This window comes from Aliivibrio fischeri ATCC 7744 = JCM 18803 = DSM 507 (assembly GCF_023983475.1).
Classification (GTDB): domain Bacteria; phylum Pseudomonadota; class Gammaproteobacteria; order Enterobacterales; family Vibrionaceae; genus Aliivibrio; species Aliivibrio fischeri.
This window is the reverse complement of the sequence record NZ_CP092712.1, coordinates 2,857,236-2,880,546: the sequence shown is the minus strand read 5'-3', so window position 1 is coordinate 2,880,546 and position 23,311 is coordinate 2,857,236. Positions and strand designations below refer to the sequence as shown.

Below are 23,311 nucleotides of genomic sequence, written 5' to 3'. Positions count from 1 at the left end.
AGGCCAAACAAAAAAGAGCGACGCATTTCGCTCTTTTTTTTGTTTTATCACTATGATTTTTAACTTAAATTTGGTGCGTGATAGATTAAGTTAACTTTAAACTCTTCTACTAAATGAGCGTATTCTGGTTTGGGTTTTAAAATGTAGCTATAGATCCCCCCATCAACAAACTCATCATAAGGTGAGTAATCTAAGTCAAGGTACGCATAGCGTTTGCCATTATCTGGATTAATTCTTTCTTCGCATTCTAGTGGGTCAATATAGTTAGGAGCTACGGAACTCGACGTTATACTTATACCACTTGCTCCTTGACCAGCCATGGTTGAACTTTGATAAAAAGCGACTACAAAATCACACGTCATGTTATGCGTATCTGAATGAATATTGAGATCAGAATCTAGCTCGAACCAGTTTGGATTAACCAACCTAGAATCCATCATATACATTCCCGCTGTGCCTTTAATGTAGTTTCCTTGTTTGTCTGTAGGGAAGAAATATTCAAATTTTTCCATTTGATAAGGGGTTTGCCCAGTAACGACATTTAAACGAGACTCCATTGCTCGTTTATTTTTTAATATTGTGTAGGTCTCAAACTCTTTTCCATTATGAATTGTGGTAAGTAGGCTTTCACCTTTATTAAAACTAGATTCATAGAAATGCAGTATTTTCCAACGTTGCTCTGCATCAAAAGCCGAATAGCTGCTTGTTACAACAAGGTGCTTGTCATCAATGGCATAGGTACCGACTTCGGATAGCGACTCTTCTGTAGGGCAGGCTCTTTTATTGGTTGAAGCCGCATAATAAGCGAGGTTATTAATGAACTTAAATGCCTCACAATAAACAATTTCATAATCATAGTTATGGCCAGCAAAATGATTTGTTGTTTCTAACCGATAAAGGATATGCCCAATTAATGGGTGTTCAACACTTGAGTTTGATTCTTCTGTCGAGGGTAAATCAAAGCTTACATGAGTCCATGCACTTTCTTTATTTCCATGATAGTCATCTTTTGCTGAAATAATGAATTGGGTTGGTTTATCACTTTCGATAGGAGAACCAACCAAGGTTAGCTCGCCTCTATTGATTAAAGAAAGTCCTGGATAAGAGAAGCGAACTCTTGTGGTAATAAAATCATGCTCCTCATCATAAAAAAGACCGTTGATATTAAATGAATAATTTACCGGTGTGGATTGCGTTAAATTCCACGCATACATCATGGTCTGTAACTGCTGCTGTATGTCGTTATCCACTTTGGGTTTTTGGTTGCCAGCACTTCCTACTTTTTGAGTCGAGCTCAATTGTGGGAGGCTTTGTACTTTATCTACGTTATATTCTAAATCAGTTTCACTATCTTCTTGAGGTGATGTTTTTTGGGTATTTATTTTCTCTGAATATTCCGTAGTTTCATCATTATCTCGTTCCTTTTTTGGCACTGTATTTAACTGTGTTTTTTCTTTATGAAAGCTAGATAAAAATGCTTCACGAGATGGTGTGTTTTGTATTGTTGGTAATGGAATTGGTTCTGCTATCACGGCATGTTCGGATGGTGATGAAATAGCAGAGCGTAGCCAGATACCACTTAAAGCAATAGTACTTATTGATAATAGAATGAGTGCTTTTTTTTTCATTAGTAATTACATCATACGAGTTTGAAGCCAACTGCGAGAGAATTTTAAATCTTTCTCTATCAGGCTTGAGCTGCATTCTAAAAGTTGGCAAATTTCATTGTTCTTCATGCCCATAAGATATTTTAATTTTAGGGCATTGGATTGGCGGGGATAGCGAACACTAAAGTTATCAAGTGCTTTATCCATAATGATTAATTGTTCAAATTTATCATTATCATCTTGAATTGAGGTTAACGCCTGACGCTTTTGGGCTTGTTGCGAGCGAGCGTTATCAATCAAAATTTGACGCATTACTTTGGTTGCCATTAAAAAGAAATCGCGTTTGGTTTTTACATCACTTAGCTCTGAATTTGAAAGCTTAAGGTAAGCGTCGTGAATCAAAGCGGTTGTACTATTTACACTGTCAGCCAGAACATCATTATGTTGGCCGAATTTTTCAGCGTTACGTTTTCGCTCTTCTTGAGCGATATGTCTGAGTTGTAAATAAGCGAATTGATATAACTGGTTTTCAGCTTGTTTATTTCCTGCTTGCCAATCTTGAATAATGCGTGTCAGTTCTGTTGTCGTTTTCATGACTAATTCCGTTATATTTTGCTAAATTCAGAGACAGAAAATGTATCCATAGTTTCAATACCATTTGGTTGGCGTTGAAGTGTTTGTCGATAGCGATAGAGTACCCCTTGCTTCCAATCTCTACCGGCGGGTAAATACTCCCATGTTGTATGTTGAACCTGATTTCCATTGAGATACCAACGAACCAATAGGTTCATTTGTTCTAGTTGAGCACTGTTGTCTTTATTGTTTACCCACCACATATCGGCGTAGTCTTTCGTCACATTTAATGTGTACTGTTCTTCATTTTTTGAGCAGGTTTTACCTGTTTTTGGGTGCTTAAGAACTTGATGATTCTTGACTAATAAACAGTGTTTTTCGATTTTTTGACCATGGTATTGCGTTTGTTGCCATATGCCTTCAAAAGGGATTTTTTCTTCTTTATCTATTGGATAAATAAAAGTAATTTGTTCACCTCTATTTTGATGGCGTACGTGTTCGTTGGGACCTAACCCTTGAATTTTCTCCATCATTAATTCAGTTTCAGGATCAAAATTCATCGCAATGGTTCGGTATTTCCAGTCACCTTCGTCGTTATAATCGTCTAACGTAAATCCATTAAGATCATTACGAGTGCAACCTGTTGCTGCGCATCCGATCATTCCACCAAAGCCTTCAAATTCAGATATAGGGCTTTTGTCTGCAATCACAGGATGACTGGTATCTAATTCGCATCCATTAAAGTAATCACCAGCGCTTGGGTATTGGATAAGGTGAGTATTTGTCACCGTATATTCCATATTGCCAAAAGAAGGACGATATCTTGGGTGATGCTGATATTTAATGTCGTAAGCACACATTCGACCTTGCCAGTCTTTTTTCTTAATTATGATGTGTTTTAGATGTTTATTGACTGGCTCATAAATAATGTCATCGGAAGTGAAATTATCTTCGATGTATTGCTGGCTTAGATTTAAGTGCTCAACGGCTTCTTTTACTGAAACGAGATCAATATTTAGCTCTTTAGAAGAACTGTCTAATACATTGAGATCGATTTGCTTGAGTCGCTGCTGAAAATCCACGTTAGAAAGCATTTTACTTGCTAGGGTGATTTCATCTCGGTTATTTGGCGAACTATCAAGAGAGAGCAATAACCGAGTTAGGTTAATGCTTTTACTTGGTGTAGTGGTGGCTAACGTTGGGGTAACCACCTCTTGGCCTGATAGTGTACTAATAAGATAACCATTTTCATCAGTACCTAAGAAAAAACGCACGACATCACCAGTTCGATACTCAAAAGCGCCTTTATTTGTCGTACCTGACAGTTGTGAGCTTGTTTGGTAATAAAGACCAGTAACTGGCGAGTCGATGAAATATCCCGTTTTTATTTCTGCATGAGCAACAGAAGGAGTACCTAGAAATAGCATCAATAAAAGGGCTGAAAACGGTTTGCTTTTCATATTATGAATGTCCTTTTCTAAACGAGAATTTAATTATTATTGGTGAAATGATGAGTCGTTAATTTCTGTTTTGTTGGAATTGGCGTCATCATGGCCAATAGCATTCGCTGTTTTATATGTGCTGGTAAATCTGGATTAGATAAAATTCGGCGACGAGTAAGCTCTAACATCGAGTTGATCGATGCTTGAGAGACGCTTGACCCTTTTGAGTGAAACAGTAATTGCGTCACTTCATACATCATGTTTTCAGCAACGATTTTTTCTTGCTCTAACTGATGATTTTTAAGTGCTAATAAACTTGAAAATGCGATCCCTGTAATCATTAATAATGCGCATAAAAATGAAGGAATAGGTTTACGTTTTAATAAGCACGTTAATGTATAGCATGGACGATGCTGCTTTAAGCTAATTGGACGAGACGCGATAACGGCTTCGATATCTAATCGCAGCTCTAAAACCGAGTGATAGCGCTGATCTAATGATTCTTGCATCGCTTTCGTTTGGATGCAGTGAATATCATCATTTTCATTTGTTACTGGAAATAGCAAATGTAAGATCTTTCCGAGTGAAAAAATATCACTCTGTTGCGTAAGAAACCCACCTGATTTCTGTTCAGGACTCGCAAATTGCTCACTAAAGGCAAGCACACCTTGTTGAGGCTCAATCGTGCTCTCTTTTACTTTTTGTGTAAGGTTAAAGTCGATTAATTTGGGAGAGTGTTGCTTATCAATCAATATGTTTTCAGGCTTAAGATCGGCATGAAGTACATTGTGCTGATGTGCGTGTTCAAGAGCCTTACAAACTTGACTAAATAGGTGTAATTTTTGTGCCTTGGATAGTTCATGCGTCACTAAAAAATCGTTAAGCGTTGAACCAATCACTTTTTCCATTACGACATAAACAAGATTTTGGTGCTCACCACCATCGAATACTTTTGCAATGTAGGGGTGATTTAAACGAGCTAAAAGTTGAGCTTCTTCAAATAGCGCTCTCTTATCGAGTAGGTTGTTAAAACTTGGCTGAATAAACTTGATAGCCAACTCTTGCTCAAAAGTACCATTTGCTCGATGTGCAGAATAAACAACGCCCATTCCTCCACGACCTAACTCATCACGTAATTGGTATTTATCAATTGTTTGATTGCTTAAATCCCAATCAAAATGACAAGTTTGTTGCGCGTGAAAGCCGAGCAGATCGGAAAAATGCTCTGATGGAGAAGAACCTAGTAACGCTGTGATCTCTTGATGGATTTCTGGTTGATTTTCTTTAAGTGTATCGAGCACTTTTTGTTGTTGTTCATCATCCAGATCTAACAAGTGATAAAAGATTTGTGTTGAAGAAGTACCTAGCAGCACGATGTTAATTTATAAAAATAATTTGTGCGTACTGTATAAGTTAATATTGAAAATGTGAATGAATATTCTCGATTTTAAGAAAGTTTAAATGGATTTTTTGATCTCAGTAGATGGAGGTTATTGATGTTTTTAATAATAAATTAATAATGATGATTATTATTACAAATAAGTAATAGTGATTTGCTTTTTACTAGGATAGTCATTTTTCAAATAAGGATTACACTTAGCGGTATAAATTAAGATACAGATGAAGAAGGTAATGATTATGGCTGAACACAACACTCCACAGTTTCAAGTTGGACAAACGTTTGAAAACCACCCTTTCCAAGAGGGCGACGGTGCGATGCTTGAACTATTTCGTAATGATTTACCTAATTTACTGTATGTTGGACTTAGCAATATTACCGCTGATGAACAAACACTATTAGGTCAAAGTGGTGCTCAATTAGGTTTAGTATCATCAGAGAAAGGCGGTTGCCTACTTGTTGTTAGTTTTGGTGATTTGGCTTTTGAAATGCAATTTAATTCATCAGCAATTCCAGATGAATATTTCTCTCTTTCTGAAGATAACACCTTATCTGTTTCTATGATTGCGGTAGATACAGCAACTAATTTGTTGTGTGCAATTCGTGAATTTACGTTACCAGAAGCATTAAGTCGTCAGTTTATTGAAGTAGCAAAAACACAACGTGAATTAGGTGATGTTAATGTGGTAAATATCGAGAATATGCACCTATTAAATTCATTAACACCTGAAGCTTTACAAGAAAAAATGGTATTTCATCCATTACAAAGCGTGGTTGCAGCACCAACATGTGGTTGTGGTCACCACCATCATAACCACGCTCATTAAATTTAAATAGGTAACTAGGAAACTATTTAAAGGAGCGTGTGTCCTAACTGCACACGTTCCTTATTCTTGTAGTTAACCAGTTGATGAAATCTGCGTTTTACAGACATGATTTTTTTAGATGGCCCCTCATTCTTGTGTGTTGGGTTATCTTTGTCTGTGCGGCAAACAATATTGGTTTATTAAGCTCGTGTTCTTTACCGTTGGATAGCTCAGTATCTGATACTGTGCAACAAGCATCGGAAACACAGCAAGACAAAAATGGGTTAGGTGATAAGTGTGAATTATCGGAACATTTAATCCATTTCGAACAACATCAAGTTGGCGATCATGCACTTATTGTGCAGATATTCACGGTTCTTCTCGTTATTGGGTTGTGTTTATCATTCAGCTATACCTCTTCATTTACCGAGCCTATTCTTCATAAAGGAAGGCGGGTTCACCTCAAGTTGTGTGTTTTTAGAGAATAAATAATCGAATGTTGTAACAACATTCGACGTATATTTATTTTTAAAGGAAACACAGATGCAAAAATCAGTAATCACAACACGTATGGTCCTATTTGGGCTATTCGCGATGTTGTGCAGCGTATTTATATCCGTTGCTCAAGCCGAAACCCCAAATACTGGGTGGCTCAAAAACCAGAACCACACTCCGATTGAAACTCGTTTTGTTCTTACCGGGCAAATCAATAAAGTCGATCAAACCGTTGCCGGGTTTCTAGAGGTTCGTTTAGCGGGTGATTGGAAAACGTATTGGAGAAGCCCAGGAGAAGGAGGCATTGCCCCGAGCATGACTTGGGAAGGCTCTCAAAATATTCGCAGTATCGATTGGTATTGGCCGTATCCGAAACGCTTCGATCTACTTGGTATTGAAACCTTAGGGTATAAGGGAAGTGTAATTTTCCCTATGACACTTCATATTGATGATCTCAATAAGCCGGTCACCTTTAAGGCTGATCTCACTCTGTCATCTTGCACCACTATTTGTGTACTGACTGACTACCCATTTGAACTTACATTCACTCCTGCTGATTTAACGCTTTCTAAAGAGGCGATGCACGTTTACGCCCAAGGGTTAAGTCAGGTTCCAAAAGAGTCTGCGCTGATCAGTGATGTGGAAGCAGTGTGGGATGCCACAAAAATGCAGCTTCAGGTGACAGCAAGCAAAAAAATGGGATGGATAACGCCTGATGTTTTAGTAGATGGTCCGTCAGATGAAATGCAAGACGCTAATTTTTCTCGTCCAAAGATCGATGTAGATGGTAACAATATTACCGCAACATTTGATGTAAGCAGTTGGATGGGAACGCCGGATTTAACCGGTGAAAATATCAGTGTTACTTTAAAAGACAGTGAGTTTATAGCAGAGCAACCAGCAAGCATTAGTGATGGGATAATCACAAGCAGCAATGGATTGCAGTCTATTCTGAAAATGATCTTATTTGCCTTATTTGGTGGTTTGATTCTAAACGTAATGCCTTGTGTTTTCCCTGTGTTGGGAATGAAGTTAAGCAGTGTTATTTCAGCTCAAGGTCTTGAGAAAAAACAGATTAAATTGCAGTTTTTAGCCTCTGCAAGTGGGATTGTTTTTTCGTTTTGGCTTTTGGCTTCGTTCTTAGTAGTACTTAAGTTATCAGGCAGTGCAATTGGATGGGGCATTCAATTTCAGAGTGCATGGTTTATTGGAGTCATGACGCTTATTACGGCATTGTTTGGTGCCAATATGCTGAGCTTGTTTGAAATTCGATTATCCTCAAACACCAACACTTGGATCGCATCAAAAGGAAACAATTCGTACTTTGGTCATTTTATTCAAGGTATGTTTGCCACCTTACTTTCTACTCCTTGTTCCGCACCTTTCTTAGGTACTGCGGTTGCTTTTGCTTTAGCAACAAACATCCCAACCATGTACGGCATTTTTACTGCGTTAGCGCTTGGTATGGCTCTACCATGGATATTGGTTGCTCTCTTCCCATCCATTGCTCTTTCATTACCTAAACCCGGCCCATGGATGAGTAAGGTGAAGTATCTCTTTGGTGCAATGATGCTTATTACTAGCATTTGGTTGCTGAACTTACTTTCTAACCATCTATCAGAGTTTTGGATTTATGTCATTGCAGCAATTGCGGGTGGCGTAATCTTGCTGCGAACCGTTCAAGTTCATAGTAAGAAAGCGGCAGGGTGGTTAAGTATCTTATTTGCTATCGCATTTGGCTTTGGCACCGTGATAGACAGCATGACGTCAACGGACCTACTACCTGAAGAGCCTCAATGGGTTCCGCTATCGAGTGAATCTATTCAGCAATATGTGGATGAAGGAAAAGTGGTCTTTGTTGATGTTACTGCTGATTGGTGTGTGACCTGTAAGGCAAACAAAATTGGTGTGTTGCTTCAAGAACCAGTTTATAGCGAGTTAAACAGTGCCAATATTATTCATATGCAGGGAGACTGGACAGTTCCGAGTGAAAAAATCACTTCTTACCTACAAGAGCATGGACGATTTGGAGTGCCATTTAATGTGGTTTATGGCCCTAGTGCGCCAAACGGCATCGAACTTCCGGTTATTTTGAATGAAAAAGTCGTTATGGATGCGATTAAAAAAGCAGGAAATAAACCGTAATGGGTAAAAGACAAAAAATGAAGCGCTGGGGTAAAGAGACTCTGATTTACCTTCTGGTGATCATTATTTTTAGTTTTGCTGTTGATGCGTGGAGAACTAAAGATATGCCAGCAAATACTGCCCCTGCTCTTGCTGGAATAAGTACAACAGGTGAAGCGATTGATGTTATCGCTATGAGCCAAGAAAAGCCTGTGGTGGTGTATTTCTGGGCGACGTGGTGTGCAGCGTGTCGATTTGTAACGCCAACCATTAATTGGTTCAGCGATGCTTATCAAGTTGTTGGCGTGAGTACGAGTTCTGGAGAGGACAGAAGAGTCTCTGGTTATATGAGAACTCACGATTACACTTTTAAAAACATAAATGATACGCGTGGCGATATTTCAAGAGAATGGGGCATTCGAGTGACCCCAACCATCGTCATTATTGATAAAGGCGAGATAAAAAACATCACCACGGGGATAACAACTCCGATGGGATTACTTGCTCGCTTATGGCTTATCTAAACGAATAAATTTGGACAATAAAAATGAAATTTAAAACGAAATTAATCACAACACTGGTAATGGCATGCTTATTTTCTCCTCTTGCTTCTGCAATGACTCAATCGGAGAAAGTGGAAGATATTAATAAAATGCTTAAAGCCAACCCTACCATTATTGATAGCCTTCATGAGAGTTTGGCCATGTATATTGCTCAACAGGGTAAGTATGAAAAAACGTTAGCGGATTATCATGATTATATGTACAACAACCCAAATCTTCCGTGGTTTGGTGCGAAAGATCCTAAATTAACCATTGTTGTACTAACGGATTTAAGTTGCCCGTGGTGTAAAAAATTAGATCCAGTATTAATGAAGTTGGTCGAAGAGCATCCTGATGATCTTAAAGTGATAAATATTTATGTACCACTTAAAGAAGGTTCAAATCCGGCTAACTCGGCAACCTTTGCATTAAGAGTATGGAAAGAAAACCCTGATAAATTCAATAAGGTCAATGAGACCTTATTAAGTAAACCGGGAATTCACAATATGCGTTCTATCATGAAGGTCGCAAAAGCGAATGATGCGGAAAAGTACGTATCAACGAATAACGAAGTTCAAGATATGGTAGCGAAGAACTACCAACTATTTACGGATTTAGGCGTGCGAGGAACACCAGCTATGTTGATCGATGGTCAACTTCTTCCGGGCTATTTACCTTATGAAAAATTAGCGCCCATGGTTGAAGCTAAAATCGCAGAAAAATCGGGTAAGTAATGTCTCTAACTGCTTAATCGAATTAAACATGATTCAATAAAACAAAAACGCCGCCAAGGTTAAGTGGCGGCGTTTTTTGATAGATAGGATAAATTAAAATCAATTGACAAAATTATTAACTAGCTAGTAAATAATGTTTTTGAGAAAAAGCTGTATTTATCAGACTGGATAGTTTGGAAATAATTGTATTAAAGCATGCTTTAAAAGATTCATAGTCTTTATCAGAGATACCATTTTTATATTTCCCATGCGCAATATCGTTTCTTATATTAAGTAGTCGAGATAAGTCGGAGCTTATACTGTCTAGATCCGTATGATTTAACCCCATTTGATAGAGTAATTTTCTTAACACATTTGGGCCTACGTTGTTCTCTGTATTGATAAATTCTTTTGGTATCTTTACCTTTTTTTCTGCTACTTGATTAATGTTTTCTATAAAATCAATCTCTTGGCAAGCTTGGTGAAGTTTTTTGTCATCAGGAAGAGATCTTTTAAATAAAGGGTTTTTCTTTTCACCTTTTCTCAATGTTGAAAAAATTTGATGCATTGAAGCTGCTGCAATAGCTGGTTTAACTTCTTTACATTTAAGGTTTAGTTCGTTAATTGATTCGGCATATAGAGAAAATGCAAAATAAGAAAAACCTTCAATATGAGCATAGTGCATTCCTATGATGGAACGTCTAAGTTGTTCTCTTTCTTTTGAACTTGATAGTTTTTCTTGAAGATTATGAAGGAAGCGAATGTCATTTTCACGCCAAGTTCTTTCAAGTTCTAATTCAGTTTGAAACTCTTCTAGTGTCATAGCTGTACTTTAAGAAATTTGTTATGGGCAACGTCTATTCTTTTGGCAAGAGAGCCCTTTGAATTTTTTCCGCCGCCCGTTGTTTGAGTTACAAAGGTTGTGTCTTTTTTCAGCTCTTCAAGAGCAGTTTTAATTGTTTGAATATGTGCGTCATTATCAGGGTTTATTTGTTGAATAATCCCTTGGATACCAATACAAATTGACTCAAATTGATAAACTGCGAAGTTTGCTTGAGGGCCGTTTGTTCCGGATCTACCAAATACTCTTTCTCCAAGAGCTAATTTCAATATTTTAAAAGTTTTGAGAAAGTTTTCTTCTTCTGAATCGTAGTTAAATGGTGTGTTGGTGTTTTCAGGATCGGAAACAGCTTCCATGTAATCAGTTAAAAAGTCAGCTAGGTCATGAGTAAATTTATCTTTCCAGTTTTTTAATGCAAAAAACCTTAAGACTAGTTCTTGATCAAAACTTCCTAATTTTTGATAGTCTGAAATTTTGCTTATGCATGTAGAAAAATTATTGTCTTTACTTAACTTAGAAATAAAATCAATAAAATCAGAGGATAACATTCTTATCGTACAGTTTCTTAGTTGTTGCTGAGTAAGCTCTTCACCACCAGTATTAAGGCGCTTAAACATATGATATCTAAATTTGTTATCGCTTCCTTTTCTAACGACTTCAACTCGAACAAAAGCTCGTTTTAATCGAATTTTTAATGGGAGAGGAAGAGCATCATAATCAAACCCGTTAAGCTCATGTACAATATCGCAATCTTGAAGTTTTAATAGTTCTCCTTTATGTACAGGAGTCGGTAAATGTTCTGCATCTAGATGTCCTCTTAAATGTAGATAAGAAGAAAACCTTTGTAAGCCATCAATTAATTGATAAGATCCGTTTTCATCTTCTACTACATAAATTGGTGGAACGGGCATTTCTAATAATAGTGATTCGATAAATCGAGAGCGAGCGCCTTCAGACCATCTAAATAAACGCTGGTATTCAGGGTTAATATCAAGCTCTCCATCAACATACATATCGAGTAGCTCATTAAAAGATAGGTCCAAACTTTGGGTATGGACTTTTGTTACTTTTTGTTCCAGTTCTTTTACTAATTCTTCGCTTTGCATCTATTCAACCTTTCTTAGCTCAATTACGCTTTCGATTGCTTCAGTCTTTATTCTGTATTTTTTCCCTTTCGGGTTGATGTTTGCCATGTTGTTTTTACTGTAAAATGTATTAGTTGAAATGTGTTTAAGTCCTAATGAAGTACACATATCAACAATAATTTTGGCTAAATCACAATGTATATCTTTATAGTATGAGTCTTGTACAACTAGATAGCATTTTCCTTTATATTTGAGAACCCTTGCGATTTCTTTCATTGATAATGACAGCTCTAAGAAATATTGGAAAAAATTTTTATAATAATAAGTTGAAGATGCAGTCGAAGAGTGCTGTTTCACTTTAAGTAGAAAATGATCGCATACTTTGCCAAAACTAATGTTTGATGGAACTGCTTTTGGTACCGTTGTTGCTCCCATTAATGTTCTTCGTAAGGAATCTATCTCTTTTTCTCCTTTTACGGATAAGATTGCTAATTCTGGTAAGGTCGCAATAGCGTAATCAATACGAGTGCAATAAGGTGGGGATGATAGTATCAGATCAATAGTTTCACTTTTGACAGGGAGATCTGTAGATGTACCAGTTTTTAGTGTTGGGTGCTGTATATGAGAATTTGTCGAAGAATTAATTAAACTTTCGCTCATTTTAGATGAGTTGATTAAATAGGCGCTTTTTATTTGCTCCCAGCTTAAATCAATTTTTTCTTCATTCGATGATGCTTTTTTTATCCAAGTTGGGTTTGAAGGAATAAATTTATCCAAAAAAGATCTTAGTGTGTTAAATAGTGCAACATACTGCACACATTGTGATGTTGTTAAAGCTTCTGATTTTTTTAACAGTGAATCATAGGTTTTACCTTTTAGAATAAACTTTTCAATTTTTCTAATATGCTCAATAGAACAAGGAGTTAACCATAATAATAAAGGATCTTGAATATTCGGTTCACTCTTGTACCTTCTTGATAGTAATTTGTTATTTTGGAAAGCGAGTCGAATTTCATCATCGTTGGCTTGATTTGCTTTCGCTATAATTACCATTACAGGATTTAAATCGAATCCTAACGATTTAAGCCCTAATTTTGAGCAAGAGTTAGTCGTTGTCCCTGCTCCGTTCCAAGGATCTAGAATAGTAGCATTGATTGGTAGTTTAGCTGATTGTAAGGCACTTATAGTGAAAGATTCTGAATAGCCTGCATAGTAATCATACCAATAATTATTTTTTGATTTAGAATCGGCTGAACGCTTGGGGTTCTGAATCACTGACTAGACCTCTAATAGTTTATATTTCGATTACTTTGTACAATATGTACTGCGTTAGGATTGTGATGTTTGTATTGTATAGTTTTGATTTACTTTTGAATATAAAATAACAGAGATGGAATTTCTTTATTTTATTAATGATTCAATAAAACAAAAACGCCGCCAAGGTTAATTGGCGGCGTTTTTTTATTGCTAAAATAGTCTGAAATAGACTATCGCATCGTTAAGCACTACTGTCACAGGTAAGTTCTGTAATAAATCTGGAAAGGCTTGTGTAATAAGGTTTGTAAGTTTTTTCCAGAAAAGCAGCATTCTTTCGCTGTTTTTCCTAAAACTTGAACTTTGACTATATTATTTTCCAGAGACGGTATCTTCATTATCTATGAGATATCGTTAGCTTTGTTGATACAATCGATAAGCAGTGTTGATCAAAGAGATAGCATGCTCTTTGTTGGTACCCTCATACTTTAATTGTCGCAATGCGTATGCGTACAAACAAGCAGCTAACTCTCTGTTACCAACACCTAACTCTGTAGTCCAAGTTCTGCAGAAAATTATACTCTCCTTAAAAGGACACCCATCAACAAAAGCTTCAAGGTTTTCCCAGTTTTCTCGGTTTGTCTCTGTAGGCCAAACGGAGAGTGCATCACTTGTTTTTGGGTGGAATAAAAAACTGCATTCTAAGGTTAACGGGTCGATGATACTGACGCCTTCACATACATCACCATAGTCGATGAGAGTGGCTTTCTGGGAAGATATATCCAATAAAATATTTTCTCCATGGAAATCACCATGTGTACAGGAGGTTTTACAAATTACAGGCATAGTTTCAAAGTTTAGTGCTTCAGTTAAACCAAACTCTTTAATAAGCCTTTCTGCAATTGTATCTGAAACTAACTGAGAGCGAATTTCACGAATTAGTTTTTGATCCTGTCTCATATTTTGATGCCAGGGGGCTAACATTTGCTTGATAGCTTGCATTAGGCCACCCCCAAATTCTTGATTGAGACTCGCCTCGAAAAACGATGTTTCGTAATTTTCAGCCAGCCCATAGAAAACACCGCTACTGTCTCCCGCTGCATATTCTAAGTGCCCTAAGATTCTTGGTGTGGCATCAGGTTTTAATCTATTGATATAGTTATGGTAATTTTTAGCATCTGAATTGATATCTTCTTTTGGGCCACATTTGCAAATAGCGGCGTGCAATGTACGTCCAGAGACATCTTGAACGAGCACAGAGTAAACTTTTGCGGCAGATAGTCCTCCTCCTATTTGACGTATAATCCCCAAGCTAGCATTTCGACTGTTAATAAAAACACGTAATAATCGGTCGTGTTTAATTGGTAACTCTAAAGTATTGGTGACTAATTCAACATTAAAAGAAGATGAAAACTCTTGATTGATTTGAGCTATTTTATCAGCTAACTCACCTATACGTGACTTTGTAAGATGCTCAATAGTACCTCTTGTATTTCCGCTTCCCCAAATATCGGTCAAATTTGAGTGATTTAAGAAATCTTGAATCATATCTACAGTACTTGTGCCTGTTAAAACTAGTACCGGCGTACCTGAAGACACTTCGATTATTTTTCCTAAAACGGCCAATCCATTAGATGCATCCGTATCGAAACTACCATCTATATCTGGAATAGATAGGTCTAATGTTACGTAGTCAAAAAATGCTTCGCTATCTAGAATCTCAAATGCAGCATTTCTAGAAAAGGCTTTTATTACGTTTACTTGTAGAAACTTGGAGTTGAAAGTACTTTCAATGAGGTCTGATAGCTCAGTATCATCTTCAACTACTAAAACATTAAATACTCGGTTTGACACTAAAAATTCCCCCATCTCAATAATAGTTTTGCACCACCTGTTTCGATATTAGAAAGCTCAGCATAACCACCTATGTTATCCATAGCTTGCCTCATTATTCCCATACCAAAGCCTGTGTGCCCTTGTTTGCTTGTTTTTCCTAGTTTGAAAGCTACCTCTGGATTACCTATAAATCCTATCCCGTTATCTATAACGCTAATCCATGAATCTTTATCACTCACACCCCATGAAATTATTAAGCTTTTAGGTTCGCTACTGGTTAGTGATGTGAGAGATTCATAGCTATTTCTAACAGCATTGGAAAAGGCTAAAGTAATCAGAGCTGGGTCGGAGTTAATAATGCATGGTTGTATGCCTTGGAAGCTTATATTTATTTTTTCTTTTTCGATGACTTCATCGTGAACGATGTTCTTTATTAGTTGAGAGAGGTCTGTTTCTACGCTTTCTGGTTCGCGTGTAGATTTTCTGAGGCATTCTATAGCTCGGAATATCTGGGTAAGTCGCTCTACGAATCCTTTAGCTTTACTACTATCATAATTGTTAAATTCTTCTTTGAGACTCGCATCTACCAACCCTAATTTTGGAGCTAATTCATGAAGAATTACCCCTGAAAATTCGTCAATGGCTTGGTTTTTTAAATGTCTTTTTAGTTGTTCAGCATTTTCTAGGTCGCCACCTAGCTCTGCATCATGTGAAGGCAGTGGCGTTGGGGTACTATTTGATAGTAGATAAAGAGCTTTATCTAAAGCCATTTTGATGTAACGAACTTTTTCAGTCCTTCTGCAAGTCTCTAAATCTTTCTTCATATCGGTATGAATATTTTGTGCAAAATAAGTAGCACTTTGGAAGCGCTTAATGGTATCTGTCGATGTGAGATCACTTTTGGCATTTTGGTATGCTGGATTAGTCATAAAAGTTAGCTCTACAATTAAATGCCTCTCTTCCACCTTCCATTACGGATGAAATAGCGTCTACAATATTTGCTTCCATTAAAGGACCGCTAGCCATCACATAGCCTCTAGTGCCATCAGAATTTAAGTGTATTACTTCTTCTGCCTCACCAAGAACAGGGACATTTGCATTGTGTGTCGTAACAATTGTTTGTCCCTGACCTTTACGGCGCTTGATGGAGGCGATTAATGTTTCAACGATAAATGCGTTATCTATATGGTCTTCTGGTTGATCTACGATTAATGAAGAGTCCCTATGTTCTAATATAATTGGGAGAATGACAGTGCATCTTTGACCAGTAGAAAGTTCTGACAGATCTTTAGTTTCAGAACCATCGAGTAACTCAAAAGTAATTTCATCTTCTAATTTAACAGTAGCTATAGAGTTTATGCTTGATTTTAAAGCGTTGAGTACTCTAGATGCCCTGTCTTTAGTTACGTTCAATAAAGAAAGAAACATATCTATGTCATCATTTTCGGTTATTTGCAGTAATAGTCGGGGAGGTATAGATTCAGCAATGAGAGGTGCTAGGTCGTTATATTTTATACCGCTTCCTTTAAGTGCATTGATAATAACCTGCTGATACTCGTCTAGTTGACTATATTCTTCGAGGTGAACTTTAATGCGTGGAGATAAGCTATCAGTTAAATCACGACAGACAGTTTCTCTGAGTTGAGATTTTTCATTTCTTGCTTGCTCCAGATTATTTAGTGCATTGTCTCGTTCTATTTTCAACTTAGATATTCTGTTTCTTTTGTCACCATTATTTTTTTTGATGCTCTCAAGTTTGCTTATTTCTTCTTTTAAATGTTGAGTTTTGCGAGATAATTCACCAGCCCCTTTTTGAAGTGAGTCAACTTCAGCTCTAAGAGCTTGTCCACTTTTTGTTATATCTGATTGAAGGCTGTGTAGTGTGTTTAACTCTTTTTTAGCTATGACTAAAACATCGTCCAATTTTGAGTTTGCCAAAACTATCAAGTCATAAGCTTCTTTTTCCACAGAGTACATTTTAGTAATGCCATCACTTTTGGTTGATAGATCTATAAAATGGGGGGATATTTCCGTAAGACTATTCTTAGCCTCTTCTTGTGCCTCTATATATTGCTTTAACTGTTCTATATCGCCAGTAACTTTAAGATAGTTGTCTGATAGCATGTTTAGCGCTTGACTCTTTGAGTGCGCTTGAAAAGATACGGCTGCAAGCTTTTTTTCTTCATCCAATAGTTCTATTAGACTACTTTTAAGTTTTGGTAGTATTAAAAGTTTGTCTTCGGTATCACTGATTGTGGATGAAAGCTTCATCATTTCAGATGAGAAAGATTCAATCTGGGAAATAGCTGATAGCTCTCGTAACTCAAAAATCTCAATATCACCGATGAAATCATCGATTAGTTTTAGTCTACCATTGGATACCAACCCTATATTTTCAACCTCGGTTTGAGAAAATATAAGGGGTAGTTGTAAATCTTTATGTGTTGGAGGAATAGTGTCACCGTCAGCAGTGCGCGAATAATGATATGTCTGAACACCATCGGATAGAGTCACGGAAACTTGCCCATCTTTTAAAACAGATTTAGCATGAGCAAGTGATTTTGAGTGGGATTCGGATGTATGACCTTGTATACCTAAGCAATATCGAATGAGTTCTATGAAAGTTGATTTCCCTGTACCTCTAGCGCCTATGACAGTGTTTAGCCCCTTTTTTAGCTCTAAGCTCATGCCATCTAAAAAGCCACCTTCAACCTGTACTTTTTCAATAAATACATTACTCATCAAGAAACTCACCTACACCAATTGTTTATAACGATTGGTGTAGTATATACCTTATATATACTAAACGTATCAAGTACTAACTTTCTAGATGGGAGGGGAGTGCGTTTTTCATCTTAAATAAGATGAATTACTGTAATTGGGCAACAATGAATTACAAACCTTAACTTACAGACAATCACTATGCATGCGTTGTAGTATGTAACAAATTAACCCTATTAGATTTGAGATGGTATCAATGGAAGATAACCTAGTTTGTACTGTATGTATTGGTGAAGAGTTCTTAAGTCAGCAGATAAATAGCCTTAACGTTCAAACTTGTGATTACTGTAACGAAAGTTTTCCTTGTACGAGAATCAGAGATATATCATCTCAAGTCGAAAACGTTCTAATTAAACATTTTAAGCGGACGCCAAATAGTCCAGAATCATGGCAAGAAGCTGCTTTACGGGACAAGGAAATTGACTACGAATGGTATAGAGATGGTGACCCACTATTAGATGTCATCTGTGAGATACTGCAAGTTAACCAACAAATAGCTGAAGATGTACTCGAACTTTTACCAGAAAAGTCCACATATGATGATTTCGATGAGTGCGCACATGATGAGTCTGCACATTATATTGACTCTCGTAATGTTGACCCTGAGTGGGAAGCAATGTGGCGAAATTTAGAGACATCAATAAAATCAGAAGCTAGATTTTTTAATCAAACTGCTACACAGGTTCTAGATGAGGTTTTTAATAATGTAGGTGACCTAAAAACACATGTCGGCTCACCAGCTATTGTCGCAGCTGGACCAAAAACAACGATCGAATACTTATATCGAGCAAGAGTTCATAGGGATGATTTTTCTCTTCAAAAAACACTGTCTTCTCCAGATACAGAACTAGCTCCTCCTCCTTCATATTTAGCTTCTGCAGGGCGAATGAACCCTAGAGGGATTTCATGTTTTTATGGGGCTATAGAACAATCTACAGCCATATCTGAAGTTAGGCCCTTCGTTGGTAGTTATGTAGTTGTTGGTAAATTTGAAATTATACGACCGTTAAAACTTATTGATATTTCTGCGTTGCGAGATATTAGAGCAAATGGAAGCCTGTTCGATTCAGATTATTATAGAGCTGAGCAGCAAGCTATTTTTTTAGAGACTCTTAGCAATCAAATATCACGCCCAGTTCAGCCTCATGAAGCTGAACTGGAGTACCTTACGACGCAGCTTGTTGCTGAGTATTTAGGCGTTAAATGGGATGGAATAATCTTTTCTTCTTCTCAAACGGCAACACCTTCTAAAAATATTGTACTCTTTCAGCAGGCATCTAAGGTCGCAATTATTGATAAAGAACCATACTCTGATGTAAAAGTTAAACTTTTTGAAATTGATGAGGATTCACGCTATTTTTCTCCAACGGTGACTAGAATGGTTTTTGAGTCCACATCACCTTCAATAAAAACGGAGGGCAATAAGCCTCCAGAACATCAAATTAATATTGACGAAAGTTCGAGTAACGAACGAGTTGATACCTTAAAGATTGATGGTAAAAAGATTACTGTTGAGGTTATCAAAGGTGTAAATTACACCTCAGAAAGCCACGAAGTGATAGATTATTGTTTTACCTATAATGAAGATGAATTGTTCTAGGTTTTTCTGAGTGCTTGATTTCAGTTGTTGTAATTATTGCTACAATATTGAAGTGTAGAACTTTAACATAGCCTGTAAAAACATGTTTTTTAGTGATTCCATAAAATAAAGAAGCTTGATTTTTTACCAACACAGCTACATCTAATATTTATAACCTTCAAATATCTGGCAACAACTCGGTGACATTACACTTTAGTGCCTCCGCTAATTCGTAGACTTTCTCAAGTGTAATATTGACTTCACCACGCTCAATACGACCAACATAACTTCTATCTATCTCTGCTACTAGCGCTAGTTTATCTTGAGAGAGTCCCTTTAGCTTTCGGACTTCTCGTAATCTTTTCCCAAAGCTTGCTGCTAAGTCTTTCATTTATGGTCCAGATAAAGACTAAAACTATCCTTAGTTGCGGTATATAAATCCACGGACTATAATCCGTATTTTCAGATAGAGTAATTGAACTCCGGTAACCATCAAACATGCCCAACAAATCAGTAGACTTAGACCATTCCCTTTATCAGATCCTGATTGAAAACCAACTAGATAATTTCTCAGTGTTAGAACTCAGAGATACATTTATGAAGTTCACCAATTTAGGACAAGATAAACATAAAGTAAGGCGTTTCGTTTACCGGCATATCTTACGCTTAGAAAGACTGAAGCTACTGGAGAAAGTAACTGAAAAATCATTAACAAAGCCTAAGTACCAAAAAACATCCCAGTTTTCTAAAACGAAATGGAATACAGCGATTAAAGGCAGTGAACTTGAGTCTGAACCAATTGAACTCAAGCACCAAAAGGAAAATCGTTTTTTTCCTAAAATTACACTTCAGAAGCGACTTGAGCAATGCGAAAGTGATTTTCTGGCGTGTATTCATGAGTTTGAAACCTATAAAAATCTGTGTTTGGATTATCCTCATTTAGCGGATAGCTTGCTTGATATCCAACGGAAAACCAAAACGCAGAGTTCCAAGCTTGTTGGTGAGATACGAGCAATTAAGATGGCCCTTACGTTATCATGATGTCTCTACGACAATGGCAAGAAGAGTGCGTGAAACTGACGTTAGAGCGTTATAATGAAGGTCAACCGCACTTCCTTTGTCTAGCTACCCCTGGGGCTGGAAAATCTGTTATGGCAGCAGAAGTTGCTTTTCGTCTTTTCAAGGTAAAGAAAATTGATTTTGTGTTGTGTTTCTCTCCTTCTACTTCCATCTCACAAGGGTTGGAGCAAACCTTTACTTCACGTTTAAACTGTCGTTTTGATGGCATCATTGGTGCTTTAGGAGCATCCTATACCTATCAAAATTTACAGTTCTTTGATCGCCAGTTTTGGGAGTTGATAAAAAACAATCGCGTACTGGTGATTTTTGATGAAATTCATCACTGTGCTGGTTCGAGCCTTAATGATGCGAATTCTTGGGGAGAAAAAATAATTGAAAATATTCAATCCCAAGCAACATATACTCTCGCTCTGACGGGGACGCCATGGCGTTCTGACAAAGCTCCAATATGCTTATCTAATTACACAGATCCCAATAATCAAATCGAATGTAACTATGTTTACGGATTAAGCCAAGCTGTGAGCGATGGTGTTTGTCGTTCACCTAAAATTGTTTTAATCGATAACGCAAAAATCACCATAAGAAGCGCAGAGTCTGAATCAAAGAATTTTTCTTGTATTAATGATTTTTTAAAAGACTCTTCTGGGTCATATCAGGCGATTATTAATGATGAAAAATGTATGGAGTACTTGCTTCAATGTGGCATAAACAAACTAGAAAAAATCCGGAAAAATAAAAAAAATGCAGCCGGATTAGTTATAGCATCATCTGTTGAGCATGCATTAAAGCTGTTCTCAATATTATCCAGAAAATACAAAAAAAACACTGTTTTGGTTACCTATAAACATGACGATCCAGCCGGTAAGATAAACCACTTCCGACATAGCGAAGCAGAATGGATCGTAAGTGTTGGTATGGTGAGTGAAGGTACTGACATACCTCGCCTTCAAGTATGCTGTCATCTAAGTCGAGTTAAAACCGAACTCCACTTTAGGCAGGTATTGGGCCGGATCCTTAGAGTAAATAGGGGGGATAATCAAGAAGCATGGCTATACACATTTGCTGAACCGAATTTGGTTAAATACGCACATAGGGTTGATAAAGAGATCCCAGAACAGAATCTACTTTTTTGTGACGATATGAGCGGTGTATTCTTTTCTTCTTTAGAAAAAAAAGAAAATGGTTCAAAAGACATGATGTCTAACCTAAGAACCGATTTAGGAGAGTTTAATTCTTTAAATGAAAATAGTGATGAATTCCAGATCATGGAACCATTAAGCTATTTAGCAGAGTCGCATGAACACTACTTTGATATTGTAGGGAGTTTTAGACAACAGATAGTTGATGTATTTCAATAGATAGAAATGGTGGAGGGAGTAACTAAACTAGTGCAATATGAGACTGTCGTAGATAAAAGTTAGTATGTTTAATTAATGACTCAATCTATGTTCAGTAAAACAACATTACAATTACCGAGAATCTTAATGTTATTTTGGACACCTGATATCACGAGTCATTTTTGTAATTGGCTCAACTCAACAACTGAGCAAGTTCTGTGCTGTGAACTTAGTCCCTGGAATGGTATCAGTTCTTCTGAATTTGAAGGGAGGTTATCTAGTGACAGTAGTCGTTCATGTGTATGTTTAAATGTTAATGGGGAGCATATCAACGGGATTATTGATACGATCTGGCGACATGCTGCCTCTAATGAAAAAGCTGTTGAGGCATTTCTTAACAAGATTGGCAAGTATCATAGCGATGAACTAAAAAAACAAATTAATTCAGGCTCACAGCCAGATTTAGGCATCTATGATTGCGTTGATCTGCTATCAAAATTTGAAGGCGATACACTGTTATGTATTCGCGTCAGTGACGCTGTATCGAATTATTTAATGCCTTGGGTTGAGTATATTATTAGCACTACAGGTATTAAAATTCTTTTTCTCCCGAAGAAAATATGTAGGATTTCCCAATTTAACGGTCTAAATAGGATCGTTCTTCCAGAGTTATCTAAAGTGTGTATTGTCGATACATGCCAGAGTGCTGTTTATAAATTGACAGGATATCATATACCGCGTTCTGAGTTAGATATTGCACTAGCTAACAGCTACTCCCTGAACGAATTTATATCAATAGTACAAACGGCTACTTTGTCTAAATGTGCTATATCATCTGTAGTAGATCAACCATTTCTTAGCCGATTATACTCATATGACGTTAAACCTAATTAGAATGTCTATCAGTCGTGCCTAAACAGTTGTTATCTGTCTTGTATTGGTATTACGTTTAAGCCTTCTCATTTCTCGATCATATAAAGCAATTGTTGTGAGTGGATTTATTAGTATGAGCAGTTACATAGTAAATCAAACTTGCTTACAGAAACACAGAAAGCAACCATATTTTTCCGAACGTTCATAGACAACCACACTCCGAATCGTAATAACTGGATGTATGATTTGAATTCTTAATCTAACTTATGATGTTAAAGGAATTGAAGTTTTATCGAGTACGCTTTCTAGGGGGATATTATTATGACGCAACTTGCGTTACGCAAGGTGCATCATGAGGTAGAAACTAGCCATATCATTTTTTATATCTAACTTTGTTTTTGAGATATGTTTAAGAAGCTCCCTCAGCCATTTTATCTATAATTGTTGTTAACTTTTTAGGTTTTTAGCATTACAACTAAAGATTTACTTTAATGCTGTAATGTTATTCCTATTCGCTTTAGCAAGCTGCTTACGTAAATCTATATTTTCATAATTAAGATCATCAATCCGAGCTAGCGCTTGAACTAATTTATCGTTGAGGTGATGTTGTGCTGCTGCAAATAGAGCTAGCTGATCTTTTATTGATTCATATTTTTCTTTATAGTTTTGCTTGATACGTTTTTGTTCGTTGAGCTTGGATCGCACTGATTGAATATCTGTTTGTACATGTATGCCGTTATCAGTAGCTATATTTGCTTTGGTTTTTTTTACCTTTTCAACAAACTCAGGGTAATAGTAGCCACTACCATTACCTAGGCTCGCTTCTTCTTCAACAGCCCTTACACTAAGTTTTCTTGTTGTAGGGATATGTTTAGGCTTACCTTTTGCAATCCGCTCTAATGCTGCTTCTAATGCGATTAAGGTGTTTTCACTTTTTCTCATAG

Annotated in this window: 21 protein-coding genes; 9 read left to right on the top strand and 12 right to left on the bottom strand. The window is 36.9% G+C overall.

The window, feature by feature from the left end; translation table 11 throughout:
• Nucleotides 1-59: 59 nt before the first annotated feature.
• The 4 genes from AVFI_RS13220 to AVFI_RS13205 are packed head-to-tail and all read right to left on the bottom strand — an operon-like array spanning nt 60 to nt 4,995.
• Nucleotides 60-1,628, bottom strand: coding sequence for a hypothetical protein (locus AVFI_RS13220; RefSeq protein WP_188863800.1), 1,569 nt, complete (start codon nt 1,626-1,628; stop codon nt 60-62).
• A 6-nt stretch (nt 1,629-1,634) separates the two neighbouring features.
• Nucleotides 1,635-2,201, bottom strand: a complete 567-nt coding sequence (locus tag AVFI_RS13215) for an ECF-type sigma factor (RefSeq protein ID WP_054775880.1) — start codon at nt 2,199-2,201, stop codon at nt 1,635-1,637.
• 11 nt (nt 2,202-2,212) lie between these two features.
• The gene (locus AVFI_RS13210; RefSeq protein WP_065623386.1) at nt 2,213-3,640 is read right to left on the bottom strand and encodes a chromosome partitioning protein ParA; all 1,428 of its coding nucleotides are present in this window, start codon (nt 3,638-3,640) and stop codon (nt 2,213-2,215) included.
• 29 nt (nt 3,641-3,669) lie between these two features.
• Entirely contained in the window at nt 3,670-4,995 is a 1,326-nt protein-coding gene (locus tag AVFI_RS13205; protein ID WP_065623385.1) for a serine/threonine protein kinase, read from the bottom strand.
• A gap of 265 nt (nt 4,996-5,260) precedes the next feature.
• On the opposite strand from AVFI_RS13205, the gene AVFI_RS13200 reads away from it, so the two are divergent.
• The 5 genes from AVFI_RS13200 to AVFI_RS13180 all read left to right on the top strand — a co-directional run bounded on the left by AVFI_RS13200 (nt 5,261) and on the right by AVFI_RS13180 (nt 9,722).
• Nucleotides 5,261-5,848: a hypothetical protein gene (locus AVFI_RS13200; RefSeq protein WP_188863799.1), complete on the top strand. Its 588-nt coding sequence runs from the start codon at nt 5,261-5,263 to the stop codon at nt 5,846-5,848.
• A 134-nt stretch (nt 5,849-5,982) separates the two neighbouring features.
• The gene (locus tag AVFI_RS13195; protein WP_233932612.1) at nt 5,983-6,315 is read left to right on the top strand and encodes a copper resistance protein; all 333 of its coding nucleotides are present in this window, start codon (nt 5,983-5,985) and stop codon (nt 6,313-6,315) included.
• A gap of 55 nt (nt 6,316-6,370) precedes the next feature.
• Nucleotides 6,371-8,467: a protein-disulfide reductase DsbD family protein gene (locus AVFI_RS13190; RefSeq protein ID WP_188863798.1), complete on the top strand. Its 2,097-nt coding sequence runs from the start codon at nt 6,371-6,373 to the stop codon at nt 8,465-8,467.
• Complete coding sequence (locus tag AVFI_RS13185; RefSeq protein ID WP_005421462.1) at nt 8,467-8,970, top strand: protein disulfide oxidoreductase; 504 nt, start codon at nt 8,467-8,469, stop codon at nt 8,968-8,970. Before AVFI_RS13190 ends, AVFI_RS13185 begins: the two co-directional genes overlap by 1 nt.
• A 23-nt stretch (nt 8,971-8,993) precedes the next feature.
• Nucleotides 8,994-9,722, top strand: coding sequence for a DsbA family protein (locus AVFI_RS13180; RefSeq protein ID WP_054775879.1), 729 nt, complete (start codon nt 8,994-8,996; stop codon nt 9,720-9,722).
• Nucleotides 9,723-9,837: 115 nt separating this feature from the next.
• Here the strand turns inward: AVFI_RS13180 and AVFI_RS13175 are convergent, their stop codons facing one another.
• The 6 genes from AVFI_RS13175 to AVFI_RS13150 all read right to left on the bottom strand — a co-directional run bounded on the left by AVFI_RS13175 (nt 9,838) and on the right by AVFI_RS13150 (nt 17,459).
• Complete coding sequence (locus AVFI_RS13175; RefSeq protein WP_155662854.1) at nt 9,838-10,524, bottom strand: MAE_28990/MAE_18760 family HEPN-like nuclease; 687 nt, start codon at nt 10,522-10,524, stop codon at nt 9,838-9,840.
• A complete protein-coding gene (locus tag AVFI_RS13170) occupies nt 10,521-11,648 on the bottom strand; it encodes a DUF262 domain-containing protein (protein ID WP_155662855.1) in 1,128 nt (375 codons plus the stop codon). The genes AVFI_RS13175 and AVFI_RS13170 overlap by 4 nt, the downstream gene beginning before the upstream one ends.
• Nucleotides 11,649-12,902, bottom strand: a complete 1,254-nt coding sequence (locus AVFI_RS13165) for a TRM11 family methyltransferase (RefSeq protein WP_155662856.1) — start codon at nt 12,900-12,902, stop codon at nt 11,649-11,651. It lies immediately after the preceding gene.
• A 393-nt stretch (nt 12,903-13,295) separates the two neighbouring features.
• Nucleotides 13,296-14,735 (bottom strand): response regulator, encoded by a 1,440-nt coding sequence (locus tag AVFI_RS13160; protein ID WP_252653951.1) that lies wholly within the window; start codon nt 14,733-14,735, stop codon nt 13,296-13,298.
• The gene (locus AVFI_RS13155) at nt 14,735-15,646 is read right to left on the bottom strand and encodes an ATP-binding protein (protein ID WP_188863915.1); all 912 of its coding nucleotides are present in this window, start codon (nt 15,644-15,646) and stop codon (nt 14,735-14,737) included. The genes AVFI_RS13160 and AVFI_RS13155 overlap by 1 nt, the downstream gene beginning before the upstream one ends.
• Complete coding sequence (locus AVFI_RS13150) at nt 15,639-17,459, bottom strand: AAA family ATPase (protein ID WP_188863914.1); 1,821 nt, start codon at nt 17,457-17,459, stop codon at nt 15,639-15,641. The genes AVFI_RS13155 and AVFI_RS13150 overlap by 8 nt, the downstream gene beginning before the upstream one ends.
• A gap of 235 nt (nt 17,460-17,694) precedes the next feature.
• Here AVFI_RS13150 and AVFI_RS13145 point away from each other — a divergent pair, with 235 nt between their 5' ends.
• Nucleotides 17,695-19,098 (top strand): RES family NAD+ phosphorylase, encoded by a 1,404-nt coding sequence (locus tag AVFI_RS13145; RefSeq protein ID WP_188863913.1) that lies wholly within the window; start codon nt 17,695-17,697, stop codon nt 19,096-19,098.
• A gap of 157 nt (nt 19,099-19,255) precedes the next feature.
• Here AVFI_RS13145 and AVFI_RS13140 read toward each other — a convergent pair whose 3' ends face one another.
• Nucleotides 19,256-19,468, bottom strand: coding sequence for a helix-turn-helix domain-containing protein (locus tag AVFI_RS13140; protein WP_054776224.1), 213 nt, complete (start codon nt 19,466-19,468; stop codon nt 19,256-19,258).
• A 206-nt stretch (nt 19,469-19,674) separates the two neighbouring features.
• Here AVFI_RS13140 and AVFI_RS13135 point away from each other — a divergent pair, with 206 nt between their 5' ends.
• The 3 genes from AVFI_RS13135 to AVFI_RS13125 all read left to right on the top strand — a co-directional run bounded on the left by AVFI_RS13135 (nt 19,675) and on the right by AVFI_RS13125 (nt 22,388).
• Entirely contained in the window at nt 19,675-20,118 is a 444-nt protein-coding gene (locus AVFI_RS13135; RefSeq protein ID WP_236782104.1) for a hypothetical protein, read from the top strand.
• On the top strand, nt 20,115-21,515 hold the full coding sequence (locus tag AVFI_RS13130; protein WP_188863912.1) for a DEAD/DEAH box helicase: 1,401 nt from the start codon (nt 20,115-20,117) through the stop codon (nt 21,513-21,515). Before AVFI_RS13135 ends, AVFI_RS13130 begins: the two co-directional genes overlap by 4 nt.
• 75 nt (nt 21,516-21,590) lie before the next feature.
• Nucleotides 21,591-22,388 (top strand): hypothetical protein, encoded by a 798-nt coding sequence (locus AVFI_RS13125; RefSeq protein ID WP_054776222.1) that lies wholly within the window; start codon nt 21,591-21,593, stop codon nt 22,386-22,388.
• 462 nt (nt 22,389-22,850) lie between these two features.
• Here the strand turns inward: AVFI_RS13125 and AVFI_RS13120 are convergent, their stop codons facing one another.
• The gene (locus AVFI_RS13120; RefSeq protein ID WP_054776221.1) at nt 22,851-23,309 is read right to left on the bottom strand and encodes a hypothetical protein; all 459 of its coding nucleotides are present in this window, start codon (nt 23,307-23,309) and stop codon (nt 22,851-22,853) included.
• Nucleotides 23,310-23,311: the final 2 nt, after the last annotated feature.